Origin of the sequence: Lactobacillus sp. HBUAS51381 (assembly GCF_012641095.1) — a bacterium.
Lineage (GTDB): Bacteria > Bacillota > Bacilli > Lactobacillales > Lactobacillaceae > Levilactobacillus.
Genome location: NZ_JAAVSC010000019.1, coordinates 1 through 25,328, shown reverse-complemented (window position 1 = coordinate 25,328; position 25,328 = coordinate 1). Strand labels below are relative to the sequence as shown.

At 50.7% G+C, this 25,328-nt stretch carries 23 protein-coding genes, 1 tRNA gene and 1 riboswitch; of the genes, 14 read left to right on the top strand and 10 right to left on the bottom strand.

The window, feature by feature from the left end; translation table 11 throughout:
* Positions 1 to 62: 62 nt before the first annotated feature.
* Entirely contained in the window at positions 63 to 1,946 is a 1,884-nt protein-coding gene (gene asnB, locus HEQ50_RS07765; RefSeq protein ID WP_168899949.1) for an asparagine synthase (glutamine-hydrolyzing), read from the bottom strand.
* Between the two features lie 152 nt (positions 1,947 to 2,098).
* Positions 2,099 to 2,800: a Crp/Fnr family transcriptional regulator gene (locus HEQ50_RS07760; RefSeq protein WP_168899948.1), complete on the bottom strand. Its 702-nt coding sequence runs from the start codon at positions 2,798 to 2,800 to the stop codon at positions 2,099 to 2,101.
* 135 nt (positions 2,801 to 2,935) lie between these two features.
* On the opposite strand from HEQ50_RS07760, the gene HEQ50_RS07755 reads away from it, so the two are divergent.
* Together HEQ50_RS07755 and HEQ50_RS07750 are read left to right on the top strand one after the other, a co-directional pair.
* On the top strand, positions 2,936 to 4,345 hold the full coding sequence (locus tag HEQ50_RS07755) for a C69 family dipeptidase (RefSeq protein ID WP_168899947.1): 1,410 nt from the start codon (positions 2,936 to 2,938) through the stop codon (positions 4,343 to 4,345).
* A 69-nt stretch (positions 4,346 to 4,414) separates the two neighbouring features.
* A complete protein-coding gene (locus HEQ50_RS07750; protein WP_168899946.1) occupies positions 4,415 to 4,654 on the top strand; it encodes a hypothetical protein in 240 nt (79 codons plus the stop codon).
* A gap of 176 nt (positions 4,655 to 4,830) precedes the next feature.
* Here HEQ50_RS07750 and HEQ50_RS07745 read toward each other — a convergent pair whose 3' ends face one another.
* The gene (locus HEQ50_RS07745) at positions 4,831 to 7,338 is read right to left on the bottom strand and encodes an excinuclease ABC subunit UvrA (protein ID WP_168899945.1); all 2,508 of its coding nucleotides are present in this window, start codon (positions 7,336 to 7,338) and stop codon (positions 4,831 to 4,833) included.
* Positions 7,339 to 7,576: 238 nt separating this feature from the next.
* Between HEQ50_RS07745 and HEQ50_RS12800 the strand changes: the two genes are divergently transcribed.
* The 5 genes from HEQ50_RS12800 (at position 7,577) to HEQ50_RS07720 (ending at position 10,330) form a co-directional block, all read left to right on the top strand.
* A complete protein-coding gene (locus HEQ50_RS12800; protein ID WP_168899944.1) occupies positions 7,577 to 8,107 on the top strand; it encodes a minor capsid protein in 531 nt (176 codons plus the stop codon).
* A 53-nt stretch (positions 8,108 to 8,160) separates the two neighbouring features.
* Positions 8,161 to 8,661 carry a VanZ family protein gene (locus tag HEQ50_RS07735; protein WP_168899943.1) on the top strand — a complete coding sequence of 167 codons (501 nt, stop codon included), beginning with the start codon at positions 8,161 to 8,163 and terminating at the stop codon, positions 8,659 to 8,661.
* Between the two features lie 13 nt (positions 8,662 to 8,674).
* Positions 8,675 to 8,953 (top strand): heavy metal-binding domain-containing protein, encoded by a 279-nt coding sequence (locus HEQ50_RS07730; protein WP_168899942.1) that lies wholly within the window; start codon positions 8,675 to 8,677, stop codon positions 8,951 to 8,953.
* Positions 8,954 to 9,018: 65 nt separating this feature from the next.
* Positions 9,019 to 9,102 (top strand) — tRNA-Leu (locus HEQ50_RS07725).
* 748 nt (positions 9,103 to 9,850) lie between these two features.
* The gene (locus tag HEQ50_RS07720; protein ID WP_168899941.1) at positions 9,851 to 10,330 is read left to right on the top strand and encodes a MarR family winged helix-turn-helix transcriptional regulator; all 480 of its coding nucleotides are present in this window, start codon (positions 9,851 to 9,853) and stop codon (positions 10,328 to 10,330) included.
* Between the two features lie 44 nt (positions 10,331 to 10,374).
* On the opposite strand, the gene HEQ50_RS07715 is transcribed toward HEQ50_RS07720, so the two are convergent.
* On the bottom strand, positions 10,375 to 11,058 hold the full coding sequence (locus HEQ50_RS07715; RefSeq protein WP_334427447.1) for a type II CAAX endopeptidase family protein: 684 nt from the start codon (positions 11,056 to 11,058) through the stop codon (positions 10,375 to 10,377).
* Positions 11,059 to 11,418: 360 nt separating this feature from the next.
* On the bottom strand, positions 11,419 to 11,622 hold the full coding sequence (locus HEQ50_RS07710; RefSeq protein ID WP_168899940.1) for a hypothetical protein: 204 nt from the start codon (positions 11,620 to 11,622) through the stop codon (positions 11,419 to 11,421).
* A gap of 276 nt (positions 11,623 to 11,898) precedes the next feature.
* Between HEQ50_RS07710 and HEQ50_RS07705 the strand changes: the two genes are divergently transcribed.
* Together HEQ50_RS07705 and pgmB are read left to right on the top strand one after the other, a co-directional pair.
* On the top strand, positions 11,899 to 14,616 hold the full coding sequence (locus HEQ50_RS07705; protein WP_168899939.1) for a glycoside hydrolase family 65 protein: 2,718 nt from the start codon (positions 11,899 to 11,901) through the stop codon (positions 14,614 to 14,616).
* 13 nt (positions 14,617 to 14,629) lie between these two features.
* Positions 14,630 to 15,301: a beta-phosphoglucomutase gene (pgmB, locus tag HEQ50_RS07700; protein ID WP_168899938.1), complete on the top strand. Its 672-nt coding sequence runs from the start codon at positions 14,630 to 14,632 to the stop codon at positions 15,299 to 15,301.
* Positions 15,302 to 15,559: 258 nt separating this feature from the next.
* On the opposite strand, the gene HEQ50_RS07695 is transcribed toward pgmB, so the two are convergent.
* On the bottom strand, positions 15,560 to 16,330 hold the full coding sequence (locus HEQ50_RS07695; RefSeq protein WP_168899937.1) for a Cof-type HAD-IIB family hydrolase: 771 nt from the start codon (positions 16,328 to 16,330) through the stop codon (positions 15,560 to 15,562).
* Positions 16,331 to 16,486: 156 nt separating this feature from the next.
* Between HEQ50_RS07695 and HEQ50_RS07690 the strand changes: the two genes are divergently transcribed.
* Complete coding sequence (locus tag HEQ50_RS07690) at positions 16,487 to 17,134, top strand: deoxynucleoside kinase (RefSeq protein ID WP_168899936.1); 648 nt, start codon at positions 16,487 to 16,489, stop codon at positions 17,132 to 17,134.
* Between the two features lie 52 nt (positions 17,135 to 17,186).
* Here the strand turns inward: HEQ50_RS07690 and HEQ50_RS07685 are convergent, their stop codons facing one another.
* From HEQ50_RS07685 to metK, 3 genes are all read right to left on the bottom strand, one after another.
* Entirely contained in the window at positions 17,187 to 17,516 is a 330-nt protein-coding gene (locus HEQ50_RS07685) for a DUF960 domain-containing protein (protein ID WP_168899935.1), read from the bottom strand.
* 66 nt (positions 17,517 to 17,582) lie between these two features.
* On the bottom strand, positions 17,583 to 19,064 hold the full coding sequence (locus HEQ50_RS07680; RefSeq protein ID WP_168899934.1) for an MDR family MFS transporter: 1,482 nt from the start codon (positions 19,062 to 19,064) through the stop codon (positions 17,583 to 17,585).
* Between the two features lie 297 nt (positions 19,065 to 19,361).
* Positions 19,362 to 20,549, bottom strand: coding sequence for a methionine adenosyltransferase (gene metK, locus HEQ50_RS07675; protein ID WP_168899933.1), 1,188 nt, complete (start codon positions 20,547 to 20,549; stop codon positions 19,362 to 19,364).
* Positions 20,547 to 20,666, bottom strand: a riboswitch (SMK box riboswitch). Its footprint overlaps the gene before it by 3 nt.
* A 129-nt stretch (positions 20,667 to 20,795) precedes the next feature.
* Between metK and HEQ50_RS07670 the strand changes: the two genes are divergently transcribed.
* A complete protein-coding gene (locus HEQ50_RS07670) occupies positions 20,796 to 21,503 on the top strand; it encodes a hypothetical protein (protein ID WP_168899932.1) in 708 nt (235 codons plus the stop codon).
* Between the two features lie 122 nt (positions 21,504 to 21,625).
* Entirely contained in the window at positions 21,626 to 21,970 is a 345-nt protein-coding gene (locus tag HEQ50_RS07665; RefSeq protein ID WP_168899931.1) for a hypothetical protein, read from the top strand.
* Between the two features lie 116 nt (positions 21,971 to 22,086).
* On the opposite strand, the gene HEQ50_RS07660 is transcribed toward HEQ50_RS07665, so the two are convergent.
* Positions 22,087 to 22,674, bottom strand: a complete 588-nt coding sequence (locus tag HEQ50_RS07660) for a hypothetical protein (RefSeq protein WP_232842710.1) — start codon at positions 22,672 to 22,674, stop codon at positions 22,087 to 22,089.
* A gap of 307 nt (positions 22,675 to 22,981) precedes the next feature.
* Here HEQ50_RS07660 and HEQ50_RS07655 point away from each other — a divergent pair, with 307 nt between their 5' ends.
* Positions 22,982 to 23,302, top strand: a complete 321-nt coding sequence (locus tag HEQ50_RS07655; RefSeq protein WP_168899930.1) for a heavy metal-binding domain-containing protein — start codon at positions 22,982 to 22,984, stop codon at positions 23,300 to 23,302.
* Between the two features lie 385 nt (positions 23,303 to 23,687).
* The gene (locus HEQ50_RS07650; RefSeq protein WP_168899929.1) at positions 23,688 to 24,254 is read left to right on the top strand and encodes a matrixin family metalloprotease; all 567 of its coding nucleotides are present in this window, start codon (positions 23,688 to 23,690) and stop codon (positions 24,252 to 24,254) included.
* The last annotated feature ends 1,074 nt before the right edge of the window (positions 24,255 to 25,328 follow it).

Genomic DNA, 25,328 nt, shown 5'->3' with positions numbered 1-25,328 from the left:
GGACGAGTCCAATAGCAACCTTGAGCGTTATCGGCAAGTCATCACTGGCGAACCGTTAAATATTAAACTTGCGTCCGACGCACCAAATCAACCGTCTTGGCCGTCGTGTCTTCTGGGAAGTAAACTTCATACCACAGAATAAACGTGTAGATCGTAAAGATCTTCTGCATGCTGGACTTCCCGTTGATGTGTTCACGAAGAATATCCATCAAGGCTTCGGTATCAAAGAACTTGTGGGCCACGTCAGAATTGAAAGCTTCAATAATCCGTGACTTGTAAGGTTCCGTCTTGATCCAAGTGGCGATTGGGGATGGGAAGCCCATCTTTTCTTTCTTCGCCACCCGTTCTGGCAGTTCGGCCTCGGCAGCCGTCCGCAGAGAGACCTTGGTTTCATCGGCATGAATTCGCGTCTTCACCGGCATGGTGGCCGCAAACTTGGCGACTTCCTTATCAACCAATGGTGTCCGCACTTCCAGCGAGTTCGCCATACTCATCCGATCGGCCTTGTGGAGAATGTCATAAGGCAACCAGGTATTGATATCGAAGTATTGCATTTGCGTCATTTCATCCAAGCCCTTGACGTCATCGAATAGGTGCTTGGTATAAGCGCCGGCATCCCGATTCAGCTTAGGATTCTTCAAGATCTTGTTACGATCGTGGTAGTCAAAGACGTAGTTCACGCGATAGTAGCGTTCGCTCAATGGCTGAGCACCCCGCACTAAGAACCGCCGACCGTGAAAACGTGGGAATTTTTCGGCAATTCCCCCGAGCATCTTGCGGATCCCCTTAGGCACCCATTTCTGGTAACGTTCGAACGGAATGGCTTCCAAATACGTGTTGTAGCCACCGAAGAATTCATCGGCCCCCTCACCGGATAACGCGACCTTCACGGACTTACGCGTTCCCTTCGACAGGTAGTAGAGCTGCATGGCTGATGGGTTGGAGAGCGGTTCATCCATGTAATACATGATCGTTGGCAGAATATCGAAATAATCATCGCCGGTCATGTATAATGGCGTGTTCTTTTGCTTGATTTCCTTAGCAAATTCCGTGGACCAGCTCAATTCACTATACTTTGAGTTCTTAAACCCTAGAGAAAAGGATTGAATGGGCTTTAACTTGGCGGCTTCGTTCAAGACGTAGGAAGAGTCGATCCCACTGGACAAGAAGCTCCCAACCTCAACATCGGCAATCATATGCGTCTTAACGGATTCATCAACGATGCCGCGAATCTTCTTGGCATCCTCTTCCACCGTCTGGCTGTTGTCGATGTGGTCGTAGTTGAACTTAAAGTAACGGTGTGTTTCCGTCTCACCATTGGCATGATGAATGAAGTATTGCCCTGGTAATACCTTGTAAACGTTCTTGAACATCGTATCGCGTGAAGGGATGAATTCAAAACTCAAATGAATGGGTAAGAGTTCTTCGTTGAATTCCTTCTTGAAGTTAGGATGTTCGAGGAACGCCTTGATTTCGGACGCCCAGAGGAACGTCTTGCCATCATCATAGTAATACATTGGCTTGATACCAAAGTGGTCACGGGCACCAAAGACTTCATTCTTCGTCTTGTCATAAATGGCAAAGGCGTACATCCCCCGTAGCCGATCCAACAGCTTAGGGCCCCAAGCATCATACCCGTGAATCAAGACTTCTGAATCCACGTCCGTTTGGAATTCATAGCCGAGCTTCTGCAAGTCCGCCCGAATTTCCTGATAGTTATAAATTTCACCATTAAACGTTAAGACCTTGGTCTGGTCCCGGTTGTACATCGGTTGCTTCCCGTGAGCCAAGTCAATGATTGACAAGCGACGGAAACCCATGACAGCCTGATCATCACTGAAGTAGGCTTCGTCATCCGGTCCCCGGTGCTTGATCCGGTCTGCCATATCGTTAATCGTGGTAGCCGGAACATCCTTTTGATTCACATAGCCAACGAATCCACACATGTGCGTATCCCCTTTTTCCTGTTTATTATTAAGTTTCGTCTATTTTGGTCGTTCATTAAGCATTTAATGAAACACAACACCCATCATTTTAGCAAATTTATTTCGGGAATACCATATTATTAAGGATTCTTAAACGGTTCGCTGAAATTGCGCTATGACGGGGCTAATGCATCAAGCGCCATGGAATCGGTTACTTTAATCTGACGGCGCCCAATCGTTTCAATAATCTCGTCCGTGACCAATTGTCGGAGCTTCCGGCTCAGCGATTCCGGTGTCATCCCCAAATAGGCTGCTAAATCTTGCTTACTCATCGGCAAATCGACCGTCCCAGTCGTATGGTTGGTGAGTTCCTGCAAATAACCGGCCAAACGTGGTAAGGCATCCGGAATGGCCAGCAACGTGGCCTGCCGTTCCGCGGCCTTCAGTCGATCCGCCAACGCCCCCAGTAGGGCCATCGATAACGGCGGCAACTTTTTAATCAACGCCGTCAAGGAAGCCCGGGAAATGGTACACAGTTCGGTCACCTTGGTGGCTTCGGCGTAGGACGAATGAATTTCATCCGTGAACAAAGCAATCTCACCGATAAAGTCGCCGGGATTTAAGACCCGTAACACCTGCTCTCGACCGTCCTCGGCCAGGTGGTATAACCGAACCTGACCTTGATTAACGATATACAACGTCTGCGAAACCTCACCCGTACTAAAAACGCTGCCGCCCTTTTCCGCGTGAATCGGTCGGGTCACTTGGGCCACCGACATCATTTGATCCGCGGAAAGACGTTGAAAGATCGGCACCTGCGAGACGCACTCCAGCTCCCGCTCAATCGAATGTTCATGCGTATGTCCCTGTACCATGACACGATCTCCTCCTTAATTGAATTATCCATTCTCTATTTTAGCAAATTATGCCCGCAAAACGGTGGTAAACGCCTCACTTCTCAAAATATGCTATAGTAAAATTTATAGATCCACTTACAAGGAGGAACCGCAATGAACCGTCAAACCCATCAGGCCTGCACGTCGTTTCTAGCCGGCAAACTAGCGACCATCGACGGCAGCCCTCTGATTGCCCGCAATGAAGACAATGGGGTCGCCATTTGGCCCAAACAGGCCGTCATCTACCCCGCCACGGACCACAATCCCACGACGTTCGTTTCCAAAAACAATCATTTCACCACAACGTTACCCACCCACGCGGCCCAGTACACCGCCGTCCCCGATAGTGATGCCAGTGCGGGCGATTACGCCGAAAGTGGCATTAACGCCCACAACGTCGCCATGAGCGCCACGGAGTCCGCCTACGCCAATAGCCGCGTACTCGGTGTCGACCCGCTCGTCAGTGACGGGATTGCCGAAGATGCCATGGTCACGGTCGTCCTGCCCTTCGTGGACTCCGCACAAGCCGGGATCAAACGGCTGGGACATCTGGTCGAGACCCACGGTGCCGCGGAAGCCAATGGCGTCTTGTTCTGCGACAGCGACGAGGTCTGGTACATGGAAATTGTCAGTGGCCATCACTGGGTCGCCCAGCGGATTCCGGACGACATGTATGCCGTGGTCGCGAATCAACTGGCCATTCAGGAGATTGACTTCGACCGGCCCGGCGACTTTCTGACCTCCGCCAACCTCCAACACTTTGTGCAGGTCAACCACCTGAATCCCGACGGCAATCGCTTCAATTCACGCCACATTTTTGGCACCCAGTCCACCTTCGATGCCCACTACAACACACCCCGCGTCTGGTACGGTCACCGGCTGTTCACGCCCAGTGCCTTTGAGAATCCAACCGATCAGGAGCTGCCCTTCCTCCGTCACGCGGAACGGAAGATTAGCGTCCCCGACGTGGCCAGCCTACTGGGTTCACACTATCAGGAGACGCCCTACGATCCGTTGGGTTCCGGTACGGCAACGGAACGCCACCTCTACCGCGCCATCGGCCTGTCTCGAACTGAAAATTCCCACATCCTTCAAATTCGCCGGCACGTCATCCCCCGCCTCGCCGGTATCGTTTGGCAGTGTTTCGGCAACCCGGCCTTCAATCCGTACGTCCCGTTTTACGCGGCCGGCGATCAGCTAGGTGCCACCTACAGGGCCGACAACCACCAATTTTCGCCGCAAAATCCTTATTGGGCCGGCAAGCTACTGGAAACACTGGGAGAAGCCCACTATCAACAAAACCGTGAGCAAATCGCCGACTTTCTCAAACAGACGCAGATCTTGGGTGTTCAACGGTTAACCCAGGGGGACGCCCTTGAGGCTCCCAATGCGCCAACCCTAGGCAAATATAATGCGGCCACCGCCGCACAATTCGCTACGGCCATCGAGAACCAGGCCGGTAAACTGCTCTGTGCCAATGCTGAACAGTCCCAATTATCCTTTAAGATGGACCAGAACTTGTGAAATGATATCGTTTTCAGAGCAAGTGCGGTATAATGAAATTAGCAGCTAGCCCCGAAAGGAATGATTATGATGGATGAAGTTGTACTTTTTAACCCTGGCGATTCAATTGGTAACTTTCACGATTATCACGAAGCCGTGCAGACGGCCCAAATCTATCAAGCACGTCACACCGATTCCGGTCATGTTTTGGTCGTAAAAAGTGACAAAGGCGAACCTTCTTTTGATATTTTCCTAGCAGAATCCCAATTAGGAAATGGCCAGACCGGCCACGCGGCCAGCGAGAAATACCGGATCAGTAAGAAACTTTAACTTTGGCTAATACGAGCGTCAACGGCAATCAAGCTGTTGGCGCTCTTTTTTAGCTTGATTTATCGAACAGGTAAACTACGACTAGAATCTGGCCGCCGCAGGTGATCGCTGATAACTAATTTAATGGCAATAACCCCTGCTAGCTGGGACCGAGACGTGTTCTCAATCTTTTAGCGTTACTTGGCGGCGAACAAGTCTAATTCCGCCTTCAAATACCGGCCGGTCACACTCGCTGGATTTTGACTAACCTCGGCGGGCGTCCCGGTGGCTACCAAGTGACCGCCGTTAATACCGCCACCCGGTCCCATGTCAATGACGTAATCCGCATTGGCGATGAGCTCTAGGTCGTGTTCGATGGCAATCACCGTGGCCCCTTGTTGCAGCAACTGATCGAAAACCTCAACCAACTGCTGAACGTCCAGGGGATGCAGCCCGACTGTGGGTTCATCGAAAATGAATAGCGTTCCGTTCTGGCGCTTGCCGATCCGGGAGACCAACTTGAGCCGCTGGGCCTCCCCACCAGACAAAGCCGGCGTACTTTCACCCAATAGCAAATAGCCTAACCCCATGTCATGCAAGGTCTGGAGCGTCTGTTCAATGCCCGTTTCGTCAGTAAAGACCGCTAACGCCTCGTCCACGGACAACGCTAAGATGTCGGCAATGCTATACCCCTGCCATTTGACGGCTAACGTCTCGCGGTTATACCGTTGCCCGTGACACTGCGGGCATACTTCCGTAATGTCCGGCAAGTACTGCACGTCCAGCGAAATCTGCCCGGTCCCATTGCAGGTGGGGCAGGCCCCCGCTTTGACGTTATAGGAGAAACGACTACTCGTATAGCCCTGCGCCTTGGCTGCCGGTGTGGCCGCAAATAACCGGCGTAGTCGATCCAAGATATCCGTATAGGTCGCCACCGTGGACCGGACATTCTTGCCCACCGGCACGGAGTCCACCTTAATCACGTGACGAATACCCGCGCGATCGAGGTGCGTCACGTGCTGCGGTAGCGGTCGGTGGGCCACGTCCGCCTCAATGCCCGGAATCAAGCTATCCAAAATCATCGTGGTCTTGCCAGCCCCACTCATCCCGGTCACCGTGGTCAGGCGATTCTTCGGAAATTTCACGGCCACATCCTGAATGTTGAAGCGGTGCTGGACCTCCAGACCAAGGCTACCCTTTTGCCAAAGAGCGCGTTCGTCGAGTTGCGGCCGCTCACGGAGCGTGGCGGTACCATTCAGAAATGGTGCAATCAATGACTGCGGACTGTGGGCAATCTCGGCGACCGTTCCCTGATCAATGACGGTTCCCCCGCGTTTACCGGCACCGGGACCAATCTCAATCACCTCATCGGCCGCCGCAATAATCCGCGTATCGTGGTCAACCACCACCACGGAATTTCCCTGGGCCACTAAGCCCCGAAAAGCCTTAATCAGCCCGGTAACGTTCGCCGGATGCAGGCCGACGGATGGTTCATCTAGCACGTAGAGGACGCCAGTGGTGGCGCTACGTAACGTCCGCCCCAGCTGAATCCGTTGCAGTTCCCCGGTCGATAGGGTTGCGCCCGGTCGACTCAACGTGAGATAGTCCAAGCCGAGGTCTACCATGGGTTGGAGACTCAATAGGAGTTCATCCACCAGGTCCGTCCCCAGTTGATGCATCCGCTCCGGCAACCAGTCGACAATTGTCTTGGCGAAGGTCCGTAGCTGATTAATGGGTAACTCACAGACCTCCGCTAAGTTCTTGCCGTTGAGTTGCTGTTTGAGACGTTCGGGATTCAGGCGTGTGCCATGGCAGGTGGGACAGGTATCGAACGTATAAAATTTATTTAATTTAGCAATGGTTCGATCGTTCTTGGTCGTGGCAAGGCTGTCCTCCACCGCCGCGAAGGCATTCTCGTAGACCGCATTGTCCATGTGGAAAATTTTTCCCTTGCTGCTGGGAATGTTAATGGCCACCGTCTGCTTCCGACCGTGGAGGACGCGTTGCTTGTCGGCGGCGCTTAGGTCCTTATAGGGCACGTCAATCGGAATGCCAATGGCGTTGGCCACGATGGGCATGAAGTTCCGCCCAGGCAGGTGCCAGGACGCCACTGCGCCCTCTTCGATGGTCTGATCTTCATTAGCAATCAACAGGGACGCATCTAGCTGACGAACTTCGCCCAGACCACCACAGGTTGGACAGGCCCCATCGGAGTTAAAGGCGAAGTCCTCCGCCCCCGGTGCCCGGAACTTCACGCCACAGGTCGGACAGGTCACATAGCCATCGTTCTCCGCCACATCGAGGGTTGGCGGCACCTGATGGCCGTTGGGGCACACGGGCGAGCCCAATCGGGAAAAGACCAAGCGTAAAATGTTGAGACTTTCCGACATCGTGCCCACCGTGGAACGCACCCCAGGAACCGCGGGCCGTTGGCGCAAGGCCAATGCGGACGGAAGATATTCCACAGAGTCCACGGCGGCCTTCCCCATCTGGTTGATTCGCCGACGGGTAAACGTCGACAGGGCGTTAAGATAACGCCGCGCCCCCTCGGCATACAACACACCCATGGCCAATGACGACTTACCAGACCCGCTGCGGCCAGTGATGGCCACAAATCGGTTCAACGGAATGTCAACGTTGAGATTCTTCAGGTTGTTGACGCGGGCCCCCCGGACTTTAATTTTTGACGGCAATTGATTCGGCATAGATATAACGGACTCCCTTCAAAATTAGTCAGTGCTTTCATTCTACCCCAGTTCCGTCGAAAATTCAGAGGCGTGGTTTGGCGATTGCTTTAAAGCCAAATTGATTGCCGTCACCAATCACGCGGATCACAACTGGTCGTTGCATCAAACCATTTCGGCCATTTGCCTGACGAACGTGTATACTATTTTTAACAGCCGTTTAGACGAGCGACCCCAACCATCATCAAGGAGGATTTTCGTGAAAAAAACGCGTAATTTATCGACAAGTATTGTTGTTTTTCTGATTTTAGACGTGACTCTAGGCGTTATCTTTTTCCTACTGGGCCAAGCCATCCTGTGGTCAACGATTATTGCCGCCGTGTTGGCCGTCATTTATTGGTCATTCCCCCAGATTAGCCGCCTGATTGGCCTGAACCGGCCACAATCGGACCAGCCAGAGATTCCAGCCGAGCAACGCCACTATGACTTTTATCAGCTGAATTGTCAGTTGGATAAGCACACCTGTCCGGACTGTGGCACGCAAGACGGGCGAATCTACCGGACAGACGAGGCCTTACCCGGCCGAAATTATCCGCCCTTTCACCCGGGCTGTCGGTGCACTGCGACCCCCTGCACGGGCGAATTGCCCGCCACGCCTAACCGGCAATACCGTGATCCACAAACAGACGACTACCAAACGGGGCCCTATCTCACCTACGCGGACTGGCGCAAGGCCATGATCGCACAGTATGGTGCCCACATTTTCTCTTCTAAAAATTCGCCAAAATGATTGTTCCCGTTCCCACGAATCGGTATACTTAATCACATTAGGGGGCGAGAACGATGGTTCGATGGCTACCGTTTATTTTGATTAGTGTGCTCTGGGCAACGCTGTGTCTGCGTGATTGGACCCACCACCGGTTCAGGCGAATCTGGTGGTGGCTGGGCTGCTGGGGACTCAACGCCCTGACCTGGACGCCGATCGCCATTACCTTAGGCGGCAGCGTGGGACAGATCCAATCCTTTCAGTGGGCCGGGGGAACTTGGGTGCTGTGGCCTCTACAACCGGCGGGAATCGACCTGTCGTTTTGGCTAAATATCGTGATGACGGTTCCCCAGGGCATGGTCTGGCAATACAATCACAGTTCCCATCGCTGGCGACAGTGGCTGGTGGTGGGCCTAGCGACAGGATTCACCCTTGAGGCTGGGCAGGCCCTCTTCAATTGGTGGGTCAGTCTCGGCCGTTGGGTTGACATCAACGACGTCATCACCAACTGTTTAGGCGTCGTCATTGGTGCTGCCCTGATGCTGGTCGCTCAACGGCACTATCCGGTCTTAAAATGAGGAGGAACTTGTAATGTTCATGACAACTGGGGGGTTGAATCGCTCCCACACCATTCAAGGGATTTTAACGGCAACCACGCATACGATGTTGCGGTCGGAAAAGCCTGATCAATTTGAGCTGTTCGATGAGCTATTCGACGAAGCCAAGCAGAAATTGATGACGCAAGCCCAGAAAAATGGCGCCGATGGCTTGATCGACGTGCGGTTTAATACCGAGGTCGTCCGGATGAATGTCGCCCCCAAATTTCTGGTGGTACATGCTTACGGTACGGCGGTGAAATTTCCGAAATAAAAAAATTTAATTTAGGGGTTCACATTTATACAAGGATAGTGTAATATATTACTTGTTGTTGAGTTGCCCCGATGGCGGAACTGGCAGACGCGCAGCGTTCAGGTCGCTGTTTGAGAGATCAAGTACAGGTTCGAATCCTGCTCGGGGCATCATGAGACGATTTACAAGAATTATAAAAAATAGGAATCCCGTTAAATTAACGTTTAGCGAGGTTCCTATTTTTTTATGACATGTTAAAAAACAGAAGAAGATCAACTCATTCTGCACATACTTTGTGCATCATCAAACTGCCCCCTCGTCACAAACTCCCCACTTCCAACTGGCTTGTGAAGCTTGAACACGTACGCCCTCAATTTCACACGTGTTGATCCCGCCAGCACCAATCGCGCGTTCTCACCGGTTGTTACCCTGTGATAACTGAGAATTTTCACATAGGCATATCTTTTCATTATCATTTTCATAAAATTTCACTTTCCATTTTGGAATCTTCTGGTATACTTAAGCAGTCTTATCAACCGACTGTTTAATTGACTACTTTAATCACCACGGCCCTATTTGTTTTGTTTCGTTCATTAACTGTGATGTGCTGAGCGAGGATATTTTTTCAACCGGGTGGTAGCCAACCTAATTTCACCACACATACCCTATACGATTCCCATCATTTGATTGCTTGTCGGATGATGGTATTTACCGTGGCTATCACTAAACATTATACTTATCAGTCGATATGCTATATAATTAATCTGATGTGACGTTTAGATTAGATTGTCCGGCAGCCGACTGATTGATGGCCATCTTTACTGGTCATATTCACTTACTACACAAGATGTTTTGCTTGCCAGTGGCAATTTAATTGTATACAATACTCTGGAAAGTAAACGAAAGGAGGCCAATCCAATGGCAGACGTTAATCCTGTCCTGTTGGACGAACAGCTATGCTTCTCAATCTATTCGGCCAGCAAGAAATTTAACCATTTTTACCAAAGCGCCCTTGCGCCCTTCGGTTTAACCTATCCACAATATATTGCAATGCTGGTTCTCTGGGAAAAGGCACCGCTCACCGTACACCAACTTGGTGAACGGCTGGAACTTGATAGCGGGACCCTTACCCCCTTACTGAAACGCCTGGAAAAACAAGGTTGGGTCAGCCGGGTACGGAGTCAAACCGATGAACGCCAAGTCCTCATTCACTTAACTGAAATGGCCACCACGAAGCGTGATGAAGTGTATTCTCGTATCGGCCAATGTCAGACCTTACTGGGCATGACTTCCAATGAGATTGACTCCATGATGTCCGAGCTGGTTACCGTCAAGGAACAACTTGATACGGTCAGTCATCAACGACTGATTGCTAAAAAAGTCGACCAAACTAATTAAAAATGACCAACGCCCCCAGTTTGAGTGCGTTGGTCATTTTTTGGTTAGTGCTGAAAGAGCGTGGCCAGCATCGCCCCAACGGCGATAAGGTTGTTGAAGCCATGCATGATAATGGTCGCCTGTAGCTTATCCGTCCGTCGATAAACATAGGCAAAGGTGCCCCCCATCACGGCATAGATTAGCCAACTAATGGGGTTATTACTCTGATGAACCAGTGAGAAAACGACACCACTGACGATGACTGGCGGCCAAAAGGCCTTGTCCGGGAAGCATCCCCCCACGAGGATTCCCCGAAACGTCAACTCTTCTAAGATGGGCGACGCCAACACGGCCGTCAAGCTCAGCATCACTAAGGTCAGGGTACTGGTTCCCATAATATTTGCAATAACCATGTTATTCTTGGTGCTGGTCTCACCAAACAGCCCCGCATTAACTAAACTCAACACGATCTCGACACCAATCATAAAGGCGTAACCTTTAATCATTAACTGCCAATCCTGACGCGTCAAACGTTGCCAGTGGACCGGATGAACGCGCACATACAGCCAACACCCTAACGCAATGGCAATGGCAAACCCGGCCAAATAACCGGCAGCCCACAGCCCCCGGTGGAGCGCCGTTCCGTGAACCATAAAGCTCAGTGGAATCTGGACCACCGAAACGACGACAATCATAATGAGTACCCACCCAAAATTCCAATAACGCGACTGTTGATCTTTTCGTTGCACGTGATCATTCCCTCTATATCATTTTGTTTTCTTGCTAAACAAACCCCAATCTCCCTTACACTACCAGCATTTCACAGCCCGTAGCCGGAAAACGTGAGAAATTTGCTAAATATTTATATTTTAATAGCATTTTTCACGGTTCTGCGTTACTATAGGGTTGCGGGTAAGTTTGAACTAACCTTCAACTTGCGCGTGAGGCTTCTGTCCTCATTCAACAGACAGATTTCATTTTACTCCCCCAAAGTAGATGAAATTTTTACAACATAATCCCCCAATTATGTTGTAACCTTACTCTTTGGCCATTGCGACTTATCGTAATGGCTTTTTTTGTGCCCATTTTTCAGCGTTTCGGCGGGGCGGTCACTCATCATCATCTTCAAAGGGACGTCGCGGCCACAATTTCCAAAACACCCAGAAATTCACTACCGTTGCCAGTGCCAGGCCACCTAAGCCAAAGAGCACCTTCACCCATCCCACTAGCGCCCAAGCCAACAATCCCCACATTGTCCCGCCAATAATTAGACCGGTCATGAGGACAATTAGAATTGCCGTTACCACTTTCATCGGTGTGTTCTCCCTTCTCATTGTCATGCTAAAAGCTTACCACGTTTCCACCCATTTGCCGACCGCCAATTTTGTCGATCACTTGGTGAAAAATTGGTCGACCCAATCCGAAAAATTGCAAAACGTGCAATCGCTTGCAACGGCGGCATTCAGGCGTTTTATCTCAATGCAAATTGTCAAAAATTAAGGGGAAATAATTGCTTATTGGCAATCGGTAACTTAAGATAAATAGTGAATGAATACGCTAAACAATAGCAGAAAGGATAACGATCAAGCTTGAAAATAATTACATTACACGTTTTAGATGATTCCTTACAAGTGAGCTACGCCCCCACCGGCCATCCCGCCGCGCAACGTCAGTTCACAATTGCATACAATTCGGATCAGGGGATTGGCGAAAATTTGGAAAACCTCCGCGTGAAACTCGTGGGCCTCGACGTCGACGCTGCCGTCATTGACAACGCCCTCAGCTACTCCTTCTCCGATACGGTCGTTGGGATTAATCACCAACGCATCGATATCGGTCTCGCCATTACCAACATGCTCAACATCCCCGTCGTCAGCAGTCAGGCGATTGCCAAACAGGGGCTGGACGCCGCTTTAAAGGCCAAACGCGACTATCTCAGTTGGCACCTCGACTACTACGGCCAGTATCAGGGCAAACGCAACTACGGGCAAGAAGCCATGCTGACCGTGGGCAACGGTTTCTTCGGCCTACGTGGTGCCTATCCGGAAGCACACGCCGATCGGGACAATTATCCGGGACTGTACAGCGCCGGCCTTTACGATCAGCTCACGACCAATATTAATGGTCGTCAGGTGACGAACGAAGATCTGGTCAACCTTCCGAATGCCCAGGCTCTGACCTTTGGCGTCGACCATCAGAATCCCTTTCAGATTAGGGCCAGTGACATTCAGGACATTTACCGGAGCCTCGACCTACACACCGGGGCACTGACGACCACGATGCTGGTTCAGCTCTCCACGGGCCACAGTCTCCAGATCAAGTCGACTAAGCTCGCCAATATGCAGGATTGGCACCGCTTGAGCATTCAGTACAGCGTGACCCCCCTCAACTTTGCCGGGTCCCTGCAGATTTACTCCGAGATAGATGGTAGCGTTATCAACGCTAACGTCGACCGGTACGCCGCCTTCGATCAACGCCACATTCAAGTCACGGGAACGGGCCAGCAGCCCGATACCATCTACCTTGAGGGTCAGACCCGGACGTCGCAGGTTGCCTTTATTCTGGGCTCTCACCTTACCGGACCTGGTCAGCCCCTCCCCGCACCCCGTGATGTCCGACCCAATGCCGAGCAACACATCCAACAGATGCGTTCGGTCACCGTTCAGCCCAACCACACGTACACCTTTGAAAAAAACGTGGTGCTCTTCACGAACCGTGAAACGCATAGTGACTTAATGACGGCGGCGCGCGCAGAATTGCCTAAGACCGGATTTGCCGATTCATTGAAGCGCAACACCGCCTACTGGCAACACCGCTGGCAAGACGCCGACATCCAGATTACCGGCGACATTACGGCGCAGAAGTTAACCCGGGTCAACTTGTACCACCTCTTCATTTCCACTCAGGCCATCGCCTCTGGCAAGATTGACGCGTCGGTTAACGCCCGCGGTCTCGACGGTGAAGCCTACCGCGGCCATGTTTTCTGGGACGAAATGTTTGATCTGCCGGTCTACGCTCTCCACGACCCTCAGCTGGCAAAACAACTCCTGATGTACCGGTATCGTCGGCTCCCCGCGGCCAAGCAAAACGCCAAGCAGGCCGGATTCGCCGGCGCCATGTATCCTTGGCAATCCGGTGCGGTTGGTGATGAACAGTCTCAAGTGGTTCACCTGAACCCCCTGACAAACACCTGGGATCCCGACTACTCGTCCTTGCAGCGACACATTTCATTGGCCGTGGCCTACAACGTCATCATGTACACCCACATTACCGGTGATCAAGCGTTTATGACCGACTACGGTCTCGAAATGTTGGAAGAAATCGCCCAGTTTTGGCTTAGTAAGGCCACCTTTGACGATCAGACGAAGCGTTACACCATTGATCAGGTCATGGGACCCGATGAATTCCACGAGAATTATCCCAATTCCGATGCCACCGGTCTCAGCAACAACGCCTACACCAACCTGATGGTCACCTGGCTCTTCAATCGGCTACGCGACTTGCGGCACCACCTGCCCCAAACCAAGGTTCAGGCGGTCGATCAGAAGACTGGCTTCACCCAAGACGTCGCCGAGAAAATGCATAACGTTAGTCACCATTTGAAGCTCGATATCAATGAGGACGGCATCATTGGCCAGTTTGAGGGTTACTTTAAGCTTCCCCAACTGGACTTCAGTAAGTACCAGAAGAAGTACGGTGACATTTCTCGGATGGACCGGATCTTGAAGGCCGAGGGGAAGACCCCCGACGCCTATCAAGTTGCCAAGCAAGCCGATGCGTTGATGGCCTTCTATAGTCTGGACGCTAAGACCGTGATGGGCTTGCTCAAGCAATTGGGCTACGAGCTCCCCCAACAGGCACTCTTGAAGAACCTGCAATTCTACCTCGATCGGACCACCCACGGGTCCACCCTTTCTCGCATCGTCTACGCCGTTCTCACCGCGATGGCCGGGAACATGGACCAATCGTGGCAACTCTTCTCGCAGGCCCTGTTATCGGACTATTACGACATTCAGGGCGGTACCACTGCCGAGGGGATTCACCTCGGCGTCATGGGCGCCGTCACCCTGATGTCAACGCGCCACTACGCCGGTGTCGATGTCCTGGCCCCAGAGATCACCGTGACGCCGCATTTGCCAAAACAGTGGCAGGCGCTTCGTTTCACGCAACTGGTGCGGGGCATTCGTTATCACTTCGAGATCGACCATCATCAAGTCAACGTCACGGCCGACCACGCCACCACCCTAACCATTGGTCAACACCAAGTTTCACTAAAACCGCAACAACCCGCAACTATTTCATATTAAGGAGTGTTTTTTCATGACAAAGTTCGCTGATATTAAAGGATTCGTTTTCGATTTAGATGGCGTCATCACCGATACATCGGTGCTTCACGGCAATGCTTGGCACCAACTCGCCGACTATCTCGGTGTTGCCTGGAGCGATGAACTCGCTAACGGCCTCAAGGGAATTAGCCGCATGGACTCTTTGGAAATGATTCTGAAGGCCGGTGGAAAGGAAAACGACTACACGCAGGCCCAAAAGGAAGAACTCGCCACTAAGAAGAACACGAATTACGTGGCCGAGGTCGACAAGATGACCCCCGCCAACATTCTGCCGGGGATGAAGGCCTTTCTCGACGATCTACGGGCGAAGGGCTACCAGTTATCCCTGGCCTCCGCGTCCAAGAACGCCCCACGAGTCCTCAGCAAATTGGAACTGGCCGACTACTTTCCTAAGGTTGTCGATCCCGCTAGCCTGACGCACGGCAAGCCCGATCCCGAAATCTACACCAAGGGCGCCGAACTCTTGAATTTGCCCGCCGCACAATGCATCGGGGTGGAGGATGCCGCGGCCGGTGTCCAAGCCATCAACGCGGCCGGTGAAGTCTCACTGGGTATTGGTGACGCCACGGAATTAGGGGCCGCTGACATGGTCTTTGCCGACACGGCGGACGTCACGTTAGCCAATATCGCTAAGAAACTCGGTTAATCACTTCATTGGGTCTTATGGACAGTTGCGGCTAGACCGTGGCTGTTCTTTTTAGTTGGCAGCAAAGGCACCGCCTACTTAATACTAATGGCAAAATAGCGGATTTTGTTGCACGGTGGCGGATGGCTTTAGGAAAACTTACGAAGTGGGATGACCACCCTGTGCAATCCCACAATAAAACGGCACGTCCGCCAGCCCCACCACGAGTTGTGGGGCTGGCGGACACGCCGTTTTTTGATGTGCTATTTTTCATGATTATTATTGAATCAGTCCGAAGTGCCGTAACCCCTTGACGATCCCATCGTCCATGTTCCCGGCGGTGACGTAAGCGGCCTTGTTCTTCGCCTGAAAGACGCCATTGCCCATGGCAACCGGAATATCCACCTCGTCAAACATTTGCAGGTCGTTCAGGCCATCCCCGAACGCATAGGTCTTAATCCCGGTCAGCCCCGCCTCCTTGAGGAAGGTCCGAATTCCCGTTTGCTTGGTGACCCCGGTCTGCATGGTATCGAGTGCTCGTGGATTGTTGCGGACGAAGGCTAACGTCCCCGCAAACTTTTCCTGATAACGCCGTTCTTTATCACGGTTAAAGACGTTGAGAAAGTTAATCTCTTGGTGTTGGTACCACGTCGGGTCCACCTGTGCATCCAACCGCAGGAGTTTGAAATTATCAGTGGTGTCCTGATTGGCCTGACTCAATCGGAAGCCACGATTGTTAAAGTAGCCCAACGGATCGCCCTGTTCCTTCGCAAAGGCCGTGATGGCCTCAAGGGTCTCTTGGGGGATGACCGCGGCCGTTAATTTTTTGCCCTGATACTGCACATAACTCCCGTTGGCACTGACTACGGCGTCAATACCCGTTGCATCGAGGACGTATTGAATTTCAAAAATGTTTCTTCCAGTCGCAATAACTGGTAGAATATGATGTTGTTGCATTTCATGAATGGCTGCGACACTTGTCGGTAAAACATTCTTGTCGTCGTCAAATAAAGTCCCATCCAGATCAAAAAAGACGATTGCTTGATACATTTAATCAACCTCCTAAATCCACTAATACCAACGGTTTCATTATACAACAATGACCAATGGACTGGAAATGACGGCATTTTTTCTTCCCGGCAGATGTAGTAGTCAGTCATTTTATGGTACACTATATCTTGTATTTCTAATAAAAGAGGGGCTATCATGGTGATAATTACAGCTGGAATGATCGGGGTCGGTAAAACAACCCTAACTGGAAAAATCGCATCACACTTAAACACGCAAGCATTCTTCGAACCGGTCGGTGATAACCCGGTATTACCACTCTACTACCGGGATCCAAAGCAATACGGTTTCTTGCTTCAAATCTACTTTTTGAACAAGCGCTTCAGTATGATCAAGCGCGCGCTCGCGGACGATAACAACGTCTTAGACCGCTCAATCTACGAAGACGCCCTGTTCACGCGAGAAAACAACGCCGAAGGAAACATCACGGACACCGAGCTTGAGGTCTACTTACAACTCCTCGACAATATGATGAACGAACTTGATGAACTGCCAAAGAAGGCACCAGATTTATTGGTTTACGCGGACGCAGACTTCGACACCATTCTTCACCGGATCAAGAAGCGTGGCCGTGACTACGAACAATTCGACAACAACCCTGAACTCGAAGCCTACTACAAGAAGATGTGGACGGCTTACCAAGGTTGGTTCGCCGATTACGACATCAGCCCTAAGATCAAGATTGACTTACAGAAGTACGACCTTGACCAACCAGGCAACACTGAAATTGTATTAGGCCAAATCGACGATGCCTTAAAGAGCATTCGTACCGACACCCCGGCCTAAATAACTTGAAAAAAGCTCCCGCAAACCACTGGGTTTGCGGGAGCTTTTGTGTCTAGTGATCCGCCGTCTCGGACGGCAACAGAATAATCTGACTGTCGCCATCATCGTAAGCCAATACCGTCTCCGGCAACTCGGGTGTATAGGCGAAATTGGTATCAACCCCTGCACTTAGCGCGCCAGGATGATTGTTCGCATCCATTTGAACGTATTCAAACGTTGTCGTCCCTTGATTGTTGTGAAGTTTAAACGTCAATAAATTCTCCAACGGGAAGACCCCTTGAAGATCGTGGTCGATAATCTTCCAAACGGCGTCGATCATGTCGCCGGGTAGAACCGCAACGGTGCCATAACTGGCATAACGTGCATGATTTTTTTCGAACATTTTCTTCGCCTCCACTCTCGGTCATTTAGAACCATTATACCTTACTCCCCTTTAAAACGGGAATAATTACGCTTGGTGATCGCTAAGGCTTTGTGTTTCTCGGCGATCAAAGACGTTGACCACAAAGGACAGCACGATCAGCAACGCCCCCGCAATGAAGATCAGGTGTAACCCTTGGTACAGGATACCATGTAACGTCGGTAAAAGGTGGGCTGGCAACGCTTTAGCCGTCTGTGGGTTAATCAACTTATTCATCATTGCCATGGAAGTCCCGGCATGACTCGCGACCCCGCGTGCCATGGCGACGTTCATGATAATTCCCAGGATGGAGACCATCACCGTCTGTCCCAGAGTCCGAGCCAACGTGTTGAATGATGTCGCGACCCCAATCTCATCGACGGCCACCTTGCTCTGTACCGTAACGGTAGTGGTGGTAATCGTAATCCCAAAGCCAGTCCCACAGATGGCGGCAATCACGAAGAAGCTCCAGAATGGTGTGGTTGCGGGAATAACGGCCATCGTAACCGCCCCAATCAAAACCAACGTCAGGCTAATATTAACGATTTGGTAAGGTGACCGCTTCATCAATAATTTCCCGGCGATAAAGGAACCCACAATCCACATCAGAGAACTCGGGGTAATCGCAAACCCGGCCTCGGACGCCTTCAGGCCGAGTAGCCCCTGCGTCCAGGTTGGCAGGTAGACCTCAAAGCCCATAATAAACCCACTCAATAGCGCTGCAATTAAGTTTTGCACCACGAAGGTTCGGTTGCTAAACAATGCCATGGGAATTAACGGGTCGTTCACCCGCTTTTCCTGGCGAATGAACGCCCAAAACGCGATGATGGCCACGATAAAGCCGAAGACCACCCACATCATGTTCAGGTCACCTTCACCGAGCAACTGGAATGTCAACATAACCGCTAGTAGGCCCACGGATAGCCAAATACAACCGGCCCAGTCCATACTGAAGGCCTTACGTTGGGTGTTTTCATTCAGATAGACCCAAATCAAGCCCATCGTGATGATCCCAATCGGAATGTTGATGAAGAAGATCCAGTGCCAACTGAGTTGGTCCACAATGAATCCCCCTAGTAACGGCGCAACCACCGCTGCGATCCCCCAGGCCGACCCGTTGAGACCCATGACGCGCGCGCGTTGTTCCACCGGATAAATATCGGCCAAAATGGTAAAGGAGACCGGCATGATTGCGCCGGCACCTATTCCTTGCAGCGCCCGCCAGGCAATCAGGGTTTCCATGCTGTGGGACATCCCCGATAACGTGGACCCCACGACGAAGATCAATAGGCCCACCAGAAAGACGACCTTCCGCCCCATCGTATCGGCTAATTTGCCATAGATGGGCGTCGCAATGGCACTGGTCAATAAGAAAATCGAGAAGACCCAGTTCATCAGGGCCACCCCCCGTAGGTCCCCCACAATGGTTGGCATGGCGGTTGAGACGATGGTTCCTTCAACGGCGGACATGAACGTTGCCACGAACACGGCAATCGTTACAACTTTAACGTTCGTTTGTTTCTTTTCCATAATTTCCTCCTACCGTTGGGCCCCACCACACAACGAAACTGAGTAGCCAAGCGCGCTACTTCCCAAATTCTGTTTGAAACAGTAATACTTTACATTATCACGGGTCACCGCTAAAAATACAACCCCTGAAGGCAAGAAACCAGTGAAGGGGCTCAAACATGTCAGATCAGCGACGGACTTAACGTCGCCTCGACCGGCTTAAGGTAATACGCAAACTCGACCTGTAAAAAAATCCCACTAGCCGGCTACAGAGCCAGGCTAACGGGATTTGAACGTTACTTATCGTTTATGTGGGACTTATTTGCAGGCCGCCTTTAACGCATCGACCTTGTCGGTGTGTTCCCAAGGCAAGTCAATGTCGGTCCGACCAAAGTGACCGTACGCAGCGGTTTGCTTGTAGATTGGCCGCTTCAGGTCCAGCATCTTGATGATTCCGGCTGGGCGCAGGTCAAAGATCTGACGAACGGCTTGGGCCAATTTAGCCTCCGAAACCGTCCCAGTACCAAACGTATTGATGGAAACGGAAACGGGTTCCGCTACCCCAATGGCGTAGGCAATCTGAACTTCACATTCGCTGGCCAACTTGGCAGCCACGATGTTCTTGGCGATGTAGCGGGCGGCGTAACTAGCCGACCGGTCCACCTTCGTGGCGTCCTTACCGGAGAAGGCTCCCCCACCATGATGGGCGGCGCCACCGTACGTGTCCACGATAATCTTCCGACCCGTCAACCCGGCATCCCCTTGAGGACCCCCGATGACGAAACGACCGGTAGGATTAATGAAGTACTTGGTCCGATCATCCAACAACTTGGCTGGAATGACTTCCTTAACGACCTGATCGATCACATCTTGCCGAATCTGATCCAACGTGACGTCGGGATCGTGCTGGGTACTTAGAACCACCGTGTCGACCCGCAATGGCTTGCCGTCATCGTCGTATTCAACGGTGACTTCCGCCTTAGCGTCTGGCCGTAAATAGTCAATGGTGCCCATCTTCCGTAAGCTGGCAATCCGCCGCATGAGGGCGTGACTGAGCGTAATCGGTAGTGGCATTAATTCCGGGGTCTCATCAATGGCATAGCCAAACATAAGGCCTTGATCTCCGGCACCAATCTTATCTAATGGATCTTCGTCCCCTTCACGCGTCTCGTAGGAGTCATCGACCCCCTGCGCGATATCGGGCGATTGTTCATCGATAGCGACCAAAACGGCACAGTTGTCGCCGTCAAAGCCATATTGGCCGTCCGTGTACCCGATTTCCTTAATCGTTTGACGGACAACCTTTTGGATATCGACATAGGCCTTCGTTGAAATTTCACCGAAAACCAGCACTAAACCGGTGGTCACGGACGTTTCACAGGCCACCCGAGAGTCCGGATCTTGGGCCAATAAGGCGTCCAAGATGGCATCGCTGATCTGGTCGGCGATTTTATCTGGATGTCCCTCTGAGACGGATTCTGATGTAAATAAATGTCTTTCTTGCAATGGATATTCCCCCTAGATAGTGTTGACGACGAGTTGACCGATAATCTCGCGTCAGTCGGTTACAAGGCAGCTTCACTGAGATGCGTGAATCCTATCGGGAATTGACTCATAACTTAAGCATTCTAACATAGATTACGGACCGTTAAAAGAAAGCACCCGTTTTTTTTGAAAAGAATGATTGACCACGCACGAAACAATATCTATTATAAAAGACAATACTAAAATTTGTTGAAATGGAGCGATTCCATGAGTCCAATCATGGCCTTCTTTAAAAATCGAACGGTCCAACAACTGTTCATCTTTGCCTTTTTTCAAAATATTCTCTGGTGGGTCGCCGGCTCGACCGCGTCCACAGGCACTCCGCTCGCGACCGACGTGAAATTTTATCTGGGCGGCTACGGCATGCTGCTAGCGGCCGGTTATTTTTTAATCCTCAACCGGCAATTTCAGTCGCACATTGGACCCATCCTGGTCGTAGCGGCTGCGACGTTGGGACTACTTGCTGCGCCACATGACCATTTGATTCAGCTATTCGCCCTGTTACTTTGCGTGTTCTTGGTGCTCGCCTGCATCCCCCAACTGGGACTACAATCGGCTTACGGTCTCATCGTTTTCAGTTTTTTGGCGGGTGGCGGCGTCCCGGTCATCCTCTTCTTCTTACGTAACCACTACCTGGCCATGCAGTTCCTGTTGCCTTTGCTTCCTCTGGTGGCCAGCTACCTGCTGTTCTTCGAGAGAAACTATTTACCCGCCGACCGTGACTGGCGCTGGACACTGGTGACACCGGCCGTTCTGGTAATCACCCTGTTCATTTCAGGGTTTTCATGGCGACACGTTATCGCCGCAATCTTCGCCCTCGCCTTCTGGTGGCTTCAACCCAAGATCAACGTACGCTATCGGCTGGTGACAACGAGTGTCGCGCAGTTAATTCTCGGCCTGCTTATCTTCGACTGAATTGCCCGTCGTTAATTATTTATTGATGTAATTTTAAAGTTTCGCTAAGCTCTGTGATAATCGGTCCTGTTCCACGATGTCCCGTGTTAAAATGGGGCATCATTAAAATTGGAGGAACCCCTATGCCTGAAATCAAAGTGATCGGTGACATCCTCAGCGGTAAGTTTCAGCCAACCTTGACTGGGAATACCATTGTCGATGCTGCCCTGATCGATCGCTTTTGTCAGAGCCTGATTACCGCCCTGTCCCTATCACCCCAGTCCGTTCGCGCTGAACACCACTGGGATTTGCAGATTGACCCAACGACCATTTACGTTGTAGATGCGGATATTCTTGCCGCTAGTGGCCATCAGCGCCGACTAGCCAATATTGTCCCCGTCAGCCACACCGAGCTCTTACGCGGTCAAATTGGCGCAACTAAACGAAGATTAGCGACAATCTTAGCGGCCCAATCATCAGCAAACTAATGAATCCAACCTCACGACGATTGTGGTTGGATTTTTTTAGTTTTCGGTTAACCCGCTGTCATCAAAAAGCGTGAGCCCAAGGATGTCCATCCTCTGGCTCACGCTGAGCATTTAATTTAAGTGAAATCCCTGATGTGTAGCAACGAGTCACGCAACCAGAATGTGCGAACTTCTAAGCGTTGCTGAAGGAGCATCAATCCATCGACGAAGGGATAGGGTTGCCCGTTGACATAGAATTGGGACTTTTGCCAATATAAATGCCGGTTCTGAATATCGAACGTGCGGCGTAACTTGTATCCCAACTTTTCGTAGGTAATCGTCTCCACCGCCGTTCCCAGCTCAATGGCACACTGGTCAGCCCGTAAGAGCTCCGATGAGGGGAAACTAAGCTTGCGGTGTGACTTGCGATCCCAGAACTCCAATTGGTAGGTCACGGCCACCGACTTTTGTAAAAAGTGACCGATGTGTTGAAAGAAGTTTAACCGAAAATGCGTTAAGTCACTGACGTCTTGATAGAACAAACGCTGGTGTTGATAGTGATTCAGAGGTTCGCGCAACTGACGCTCAACCTCAATGGTCAGTTGACGGTGAGCCTGACGGGAAGCTAAGAAACGGTCAATAATGTCACGATCCTGGTTCGATAATGGTTGCTTACGCATCTCTTGGGATGTGAAAGTTCGTGGTGGGTTATTGTCGTCAGTCATAGTTACTCCTTTGTAGGGCCCCTTAGTAGGCCTCCGTAAAGTTACTTTAGCACGTCAGACGTATAATTAACAGTTAATATTGTTTGTGAGTTTTTCTTCATACTCAGTTAACCAACGGATTATTCATTATTCGGATTGATAAGGGCCTGTGAGCGAATAAATAGCCGAAAATGCGTGTATTTATTCAAAAATTTAATCAGCTTAGGCGGTCAAAAATCGTTGAATTTTCTTCGGATTTTGACAGCATTGTATTTCTTGGCTAAAACCGGTAACATGATGGTCAAGAACCTTGAGGAGGATGAACATTATGGCAGAAATTTTAGTCACCACGACGGAAAGAATTCCCGGTCAGGACTACGAAGTTCTCGGTGAAGTCTTTGGTCTAACGACGCAGTCTAAGAATATCATGCGCAACATTGGCGCTTCCCTGAAAAACGTGGTGGGTGGTGAGATCAAGGATTATACCAAGATGTTGAATGAATCGCGGAACATCGCCATCGAACGGCTACGCACCAACGCGGCTGCGATGGGTGCCGACGCCGTGGTGATGATGCGGTTTGATTCCGGGTCCATTGGAACGGATATGCAATCCGTGGCCGCCTACGGAACAGCCGTCAAATATAAATGATTACCCCACATTCAGCGATGTGTTACCATTGAATGTTCGTTACGCTTTAATATAATTTAGTTTATAAAAATAGTGGTTAAAGTGACTCGAAAAAAAGAGTTCTACTTTAGCCGCTATTTTTTTGTCTTCAAATCAATTTGTGAAGGCGCTTTTTTTATGATTTTTCAAGTGGCCACAATGCCCGATGTGTAACGATTTTCGCGGTGTTGGCGGCCTTTTTTGCCCATTTATATCCACATCGACAAGATTGTCCCCCGGAAACTATCCACACTCGACATTATGGCATAACTACTCTTCCATGACCCGATTTATACTAACGATAGTCAATAAGATATTACACAACCGAATTGTAAAACGTTCGGAAATTAAGAAAGAGGTCATTCAAATGTTAAAGAAAGTTGTGAAATGGACAGTTTTAGTCGTTGCCACTATCGTCCTCACCCTTGCCAGTTTCAGTTCAACAATCTTAGCTTCCGCTAGCAAGCCAACACCATCCTGGGGGAGCTGGGATGATACCACCATTACTTACAAGACCAACACGTCTTCCAAGTACTACAAGAGTGTTTGGAAGAATGCCGTTAAGCGGTGGAACAAAGTCGGTGTCGTTCAGTTAAAGGCTGCTAAGAGCGGCGAAAAGGCTGACATCACCTTAACTTCTTCCGAGTCATTGAGCACCAAGAGTGGTAAGCTGGCTGGTTACACGAACTACTCCTACTTAAAGAAGAGCAATAACAACCAGATTGTTTCTGCTAAGTCCACGTTGAACCGGAGCCTGTTAACCAAGTACGGTTACACGAAGAATCAACGGACTAACGTTGCCACCCATGAAATTGGCCATGCCTTGGGCCTGAGCCATTCCGGCGACAAATCCAGCGTGATGTATGCATCTGACCGTTACGCTTCCATCGACCGGCAAGACAAGGTTGGGTTACAAAACGCCTACAACGATTAAACCTGAACGACTGAACAACTTTCTTATTTGACTGATAGATAGATCCTGGCTGGTCCGGCCGGGGTCTTTTTTTGCGCCAAATGTGCTGACTAGTCATGGATGAGCTGGCAGCTCTTGATAGGCTTCCCAAAGCAGAACTCCGCTCCTCACTGCTTCTTATTTGTCTTGTCTAAAGCTCTCCGTTAACGTCGTCTGCCACAGCTTGGCTCACCAGTGCCGTTTACAGATGAACCGTGGCTGGATTTGACCAAGCTTGACACTGACACTGGCTGAACCTCCCCCTCTCCGCCACTATACGCCGGAACCTCGCTGCTTGCTAAGTTGGGCGCATGCTTCGGTACGCACCATGGTTTGTCGACCTCCCTATGCCAGCAAGAAGATACAATCAGCGTAGACTGAAGATTGCCTGATCCAGGCCGACGTGTGGGGTTGAACCCCACCTCCGGGATTGGCTTGTAAGCAGCCTATCCGGTCATTCGGTTCTCTCGACATCGCGCTTGATGGCTGCAATCGGCCGTTAGAGGTGTATCTAGGTTGGGGGTTGGTAAATTAATCGACCAAGCTCTTGGGCCCTGAGCGCCACCATTTTGGGGGACTTCGGACGGCATTTCTCAGTCTCAGTGACATTTTCCCATCTATAGTTAACGGCCGTTACAGCCTTATTTTGGGATCGCCAGGCAGCACACAACCGCTGTTTAATTCTACTAGTCGACTACTGTTGGTCCTGGAACGTTGACCTTGCAAATTCGCTTACGATGCAAACGGACTTACAGGGACTAAATCATGTAAGCCAATAGCACTCCCCGTAGAAGAAGCGCTCTGTGCTTAAACAGTACGGTCACAACTTGATCTGTGTCGACTGACGAATTCAGCAGCACTCTCTATTGTCGAATGAGCCAGTCTTCCCACAAGTCTAAAGCCACCTAGCCAATGAACATGGGGGCCGACCCTAAACACGTTCGCTGACCATTAATAGGTAAGCACCTAATAACTGACCGTCTATGATTGATGGTCGCAAAACGATATGATTACCTCATCAAATAAATTGGTGAGGTTTTTGTTATGGATAAACCA

Coding starts and splice junctions, on each gene's coding strand:
- HEQ50_RS07650 (WP_168899929.1), top strand. CDS start 23,688: ATGTTAAAGAAAGTTGTGAAATGGACAGTTTTAGTCGTTGCCACTATC.
- HEQ50_RS07690 (WP_168899936.1), top strand. CDS start 16,487: ATGGTGATAATTACAGCTGGAATGATCGGGGTCGGTAAAACAACCCTA.
- HEQ50_RS07760 (WP_168899948.1), bottom strand. CDS start 2,800: ATGGTACAGGGACATACGCATGAACATTCGATTGAGCGGGAGCTGGAG.
- HEQ50_RS07745 (WP_168899945.1), bottom strand. CDS start 7,338: ATGCCGAATCAATTGCCGTCAAAAATTAAAGTCCGGGGGGCCCGCGTC.
- HEQ50_RS07685 (WP_168899935.1), bottom strand. CDS start 17,516: ATGTTCGAAAAAAATCATGCACGTTATGCCAGTTATGGCACCGTTGCG.
- HEQ50_RS07750 (WP_168899946.1), top strand. CDS start 4,415: ATGGATGAAGTTGTACTTTTTAACCCTGGCGATTCAATTGGTAACTTT.
- HEQ50_RS07730 (WP_168899942.1), top strand. CDS start 8,675: ATGTTCATGACAACTGGGGGGTTGAATCGCTCCCACACCATTCAAGGG.
- HEQ50_RS07755 (WP_168899947.1), top strand. CDS start 2,936: ATGAACCGTCAAACCCATCAGGCCTGCACGTCGTTTCTAGCCGGCAAA.
- HEQ50_RS07665 (WP_168899931.1), top strand. CDS start 21,626: ATGCCTGAAATCAAAGTGATCGGTGACATCCTCAGCGGTAAGTTTCAG.
- HEQ50_RS07710 (WP_168899940.1), bottom strand. CDS start 11,622: ATGAAAGTGGTAACGGCAATTCTAATTGTCCTCATGACCGGTCTAATT.
- HEQ50_RS07720 (WP_168899941.1), top strand. CDS start 9,851: ATGGCAGACGTTAATCCTGTCCTGTTGGACGAACAGCTATGCTTCTCA.
- HEQ50_RS07735 (WP_168899943.1), top strand. CDS start 8,161: ATGGTTCGATGGCTACCGTTTATTTTGATTAGTGTGCTCTGGGCAACG.
- HEQ50_RS07660 (WP_232842710.1), bottom strand. CDS start 22,674: ATGACTGACGACAATAACCCACCACGAACTTTCACATCCCAAGAGATG.
- HEQ50_RS07670 (WP_168899932.1), top strand. CDS start 20,796: ATGAGTCCAATCATGGCCTTCTTTAAAAATCGAACGGTCCAACAACTG.
- pgmB (WP_168899938.1), top strand. CDS start 14,630: ATGACAAAGTTCGCTGATATTAAAGGATTCGTTTTCGATTTAGATGGC.
- HEQ50_RS07680 (WP_168899934.1), bottom strand. CDS start 19,064: ATGGAAAAGAAACAAACGAACGTTAAAGTTGTAACGATTGCCGTGTTC.
- HEQ50_RS07695 (WP_168899937.1), bottom strand. CDS start 16,330: ATGTATCAAGCAATCGTCTTTTTTGATCTGGATGGGACTTTATTTGAC.
- asnB (WP_168899949.1), bottom strand. CDS start 1,946: ATGTGTGGATTCGTTGGCTATGTGAATCAAAAGGATGTTCCGGCTACC.
- HEQ50_RS07655 (WP_168899930.1), top strand. CDS start 22,982: ATGGCAGAAATTTTAGTCACCACGACGGAAAGAATTCCCGGTCAGGAC.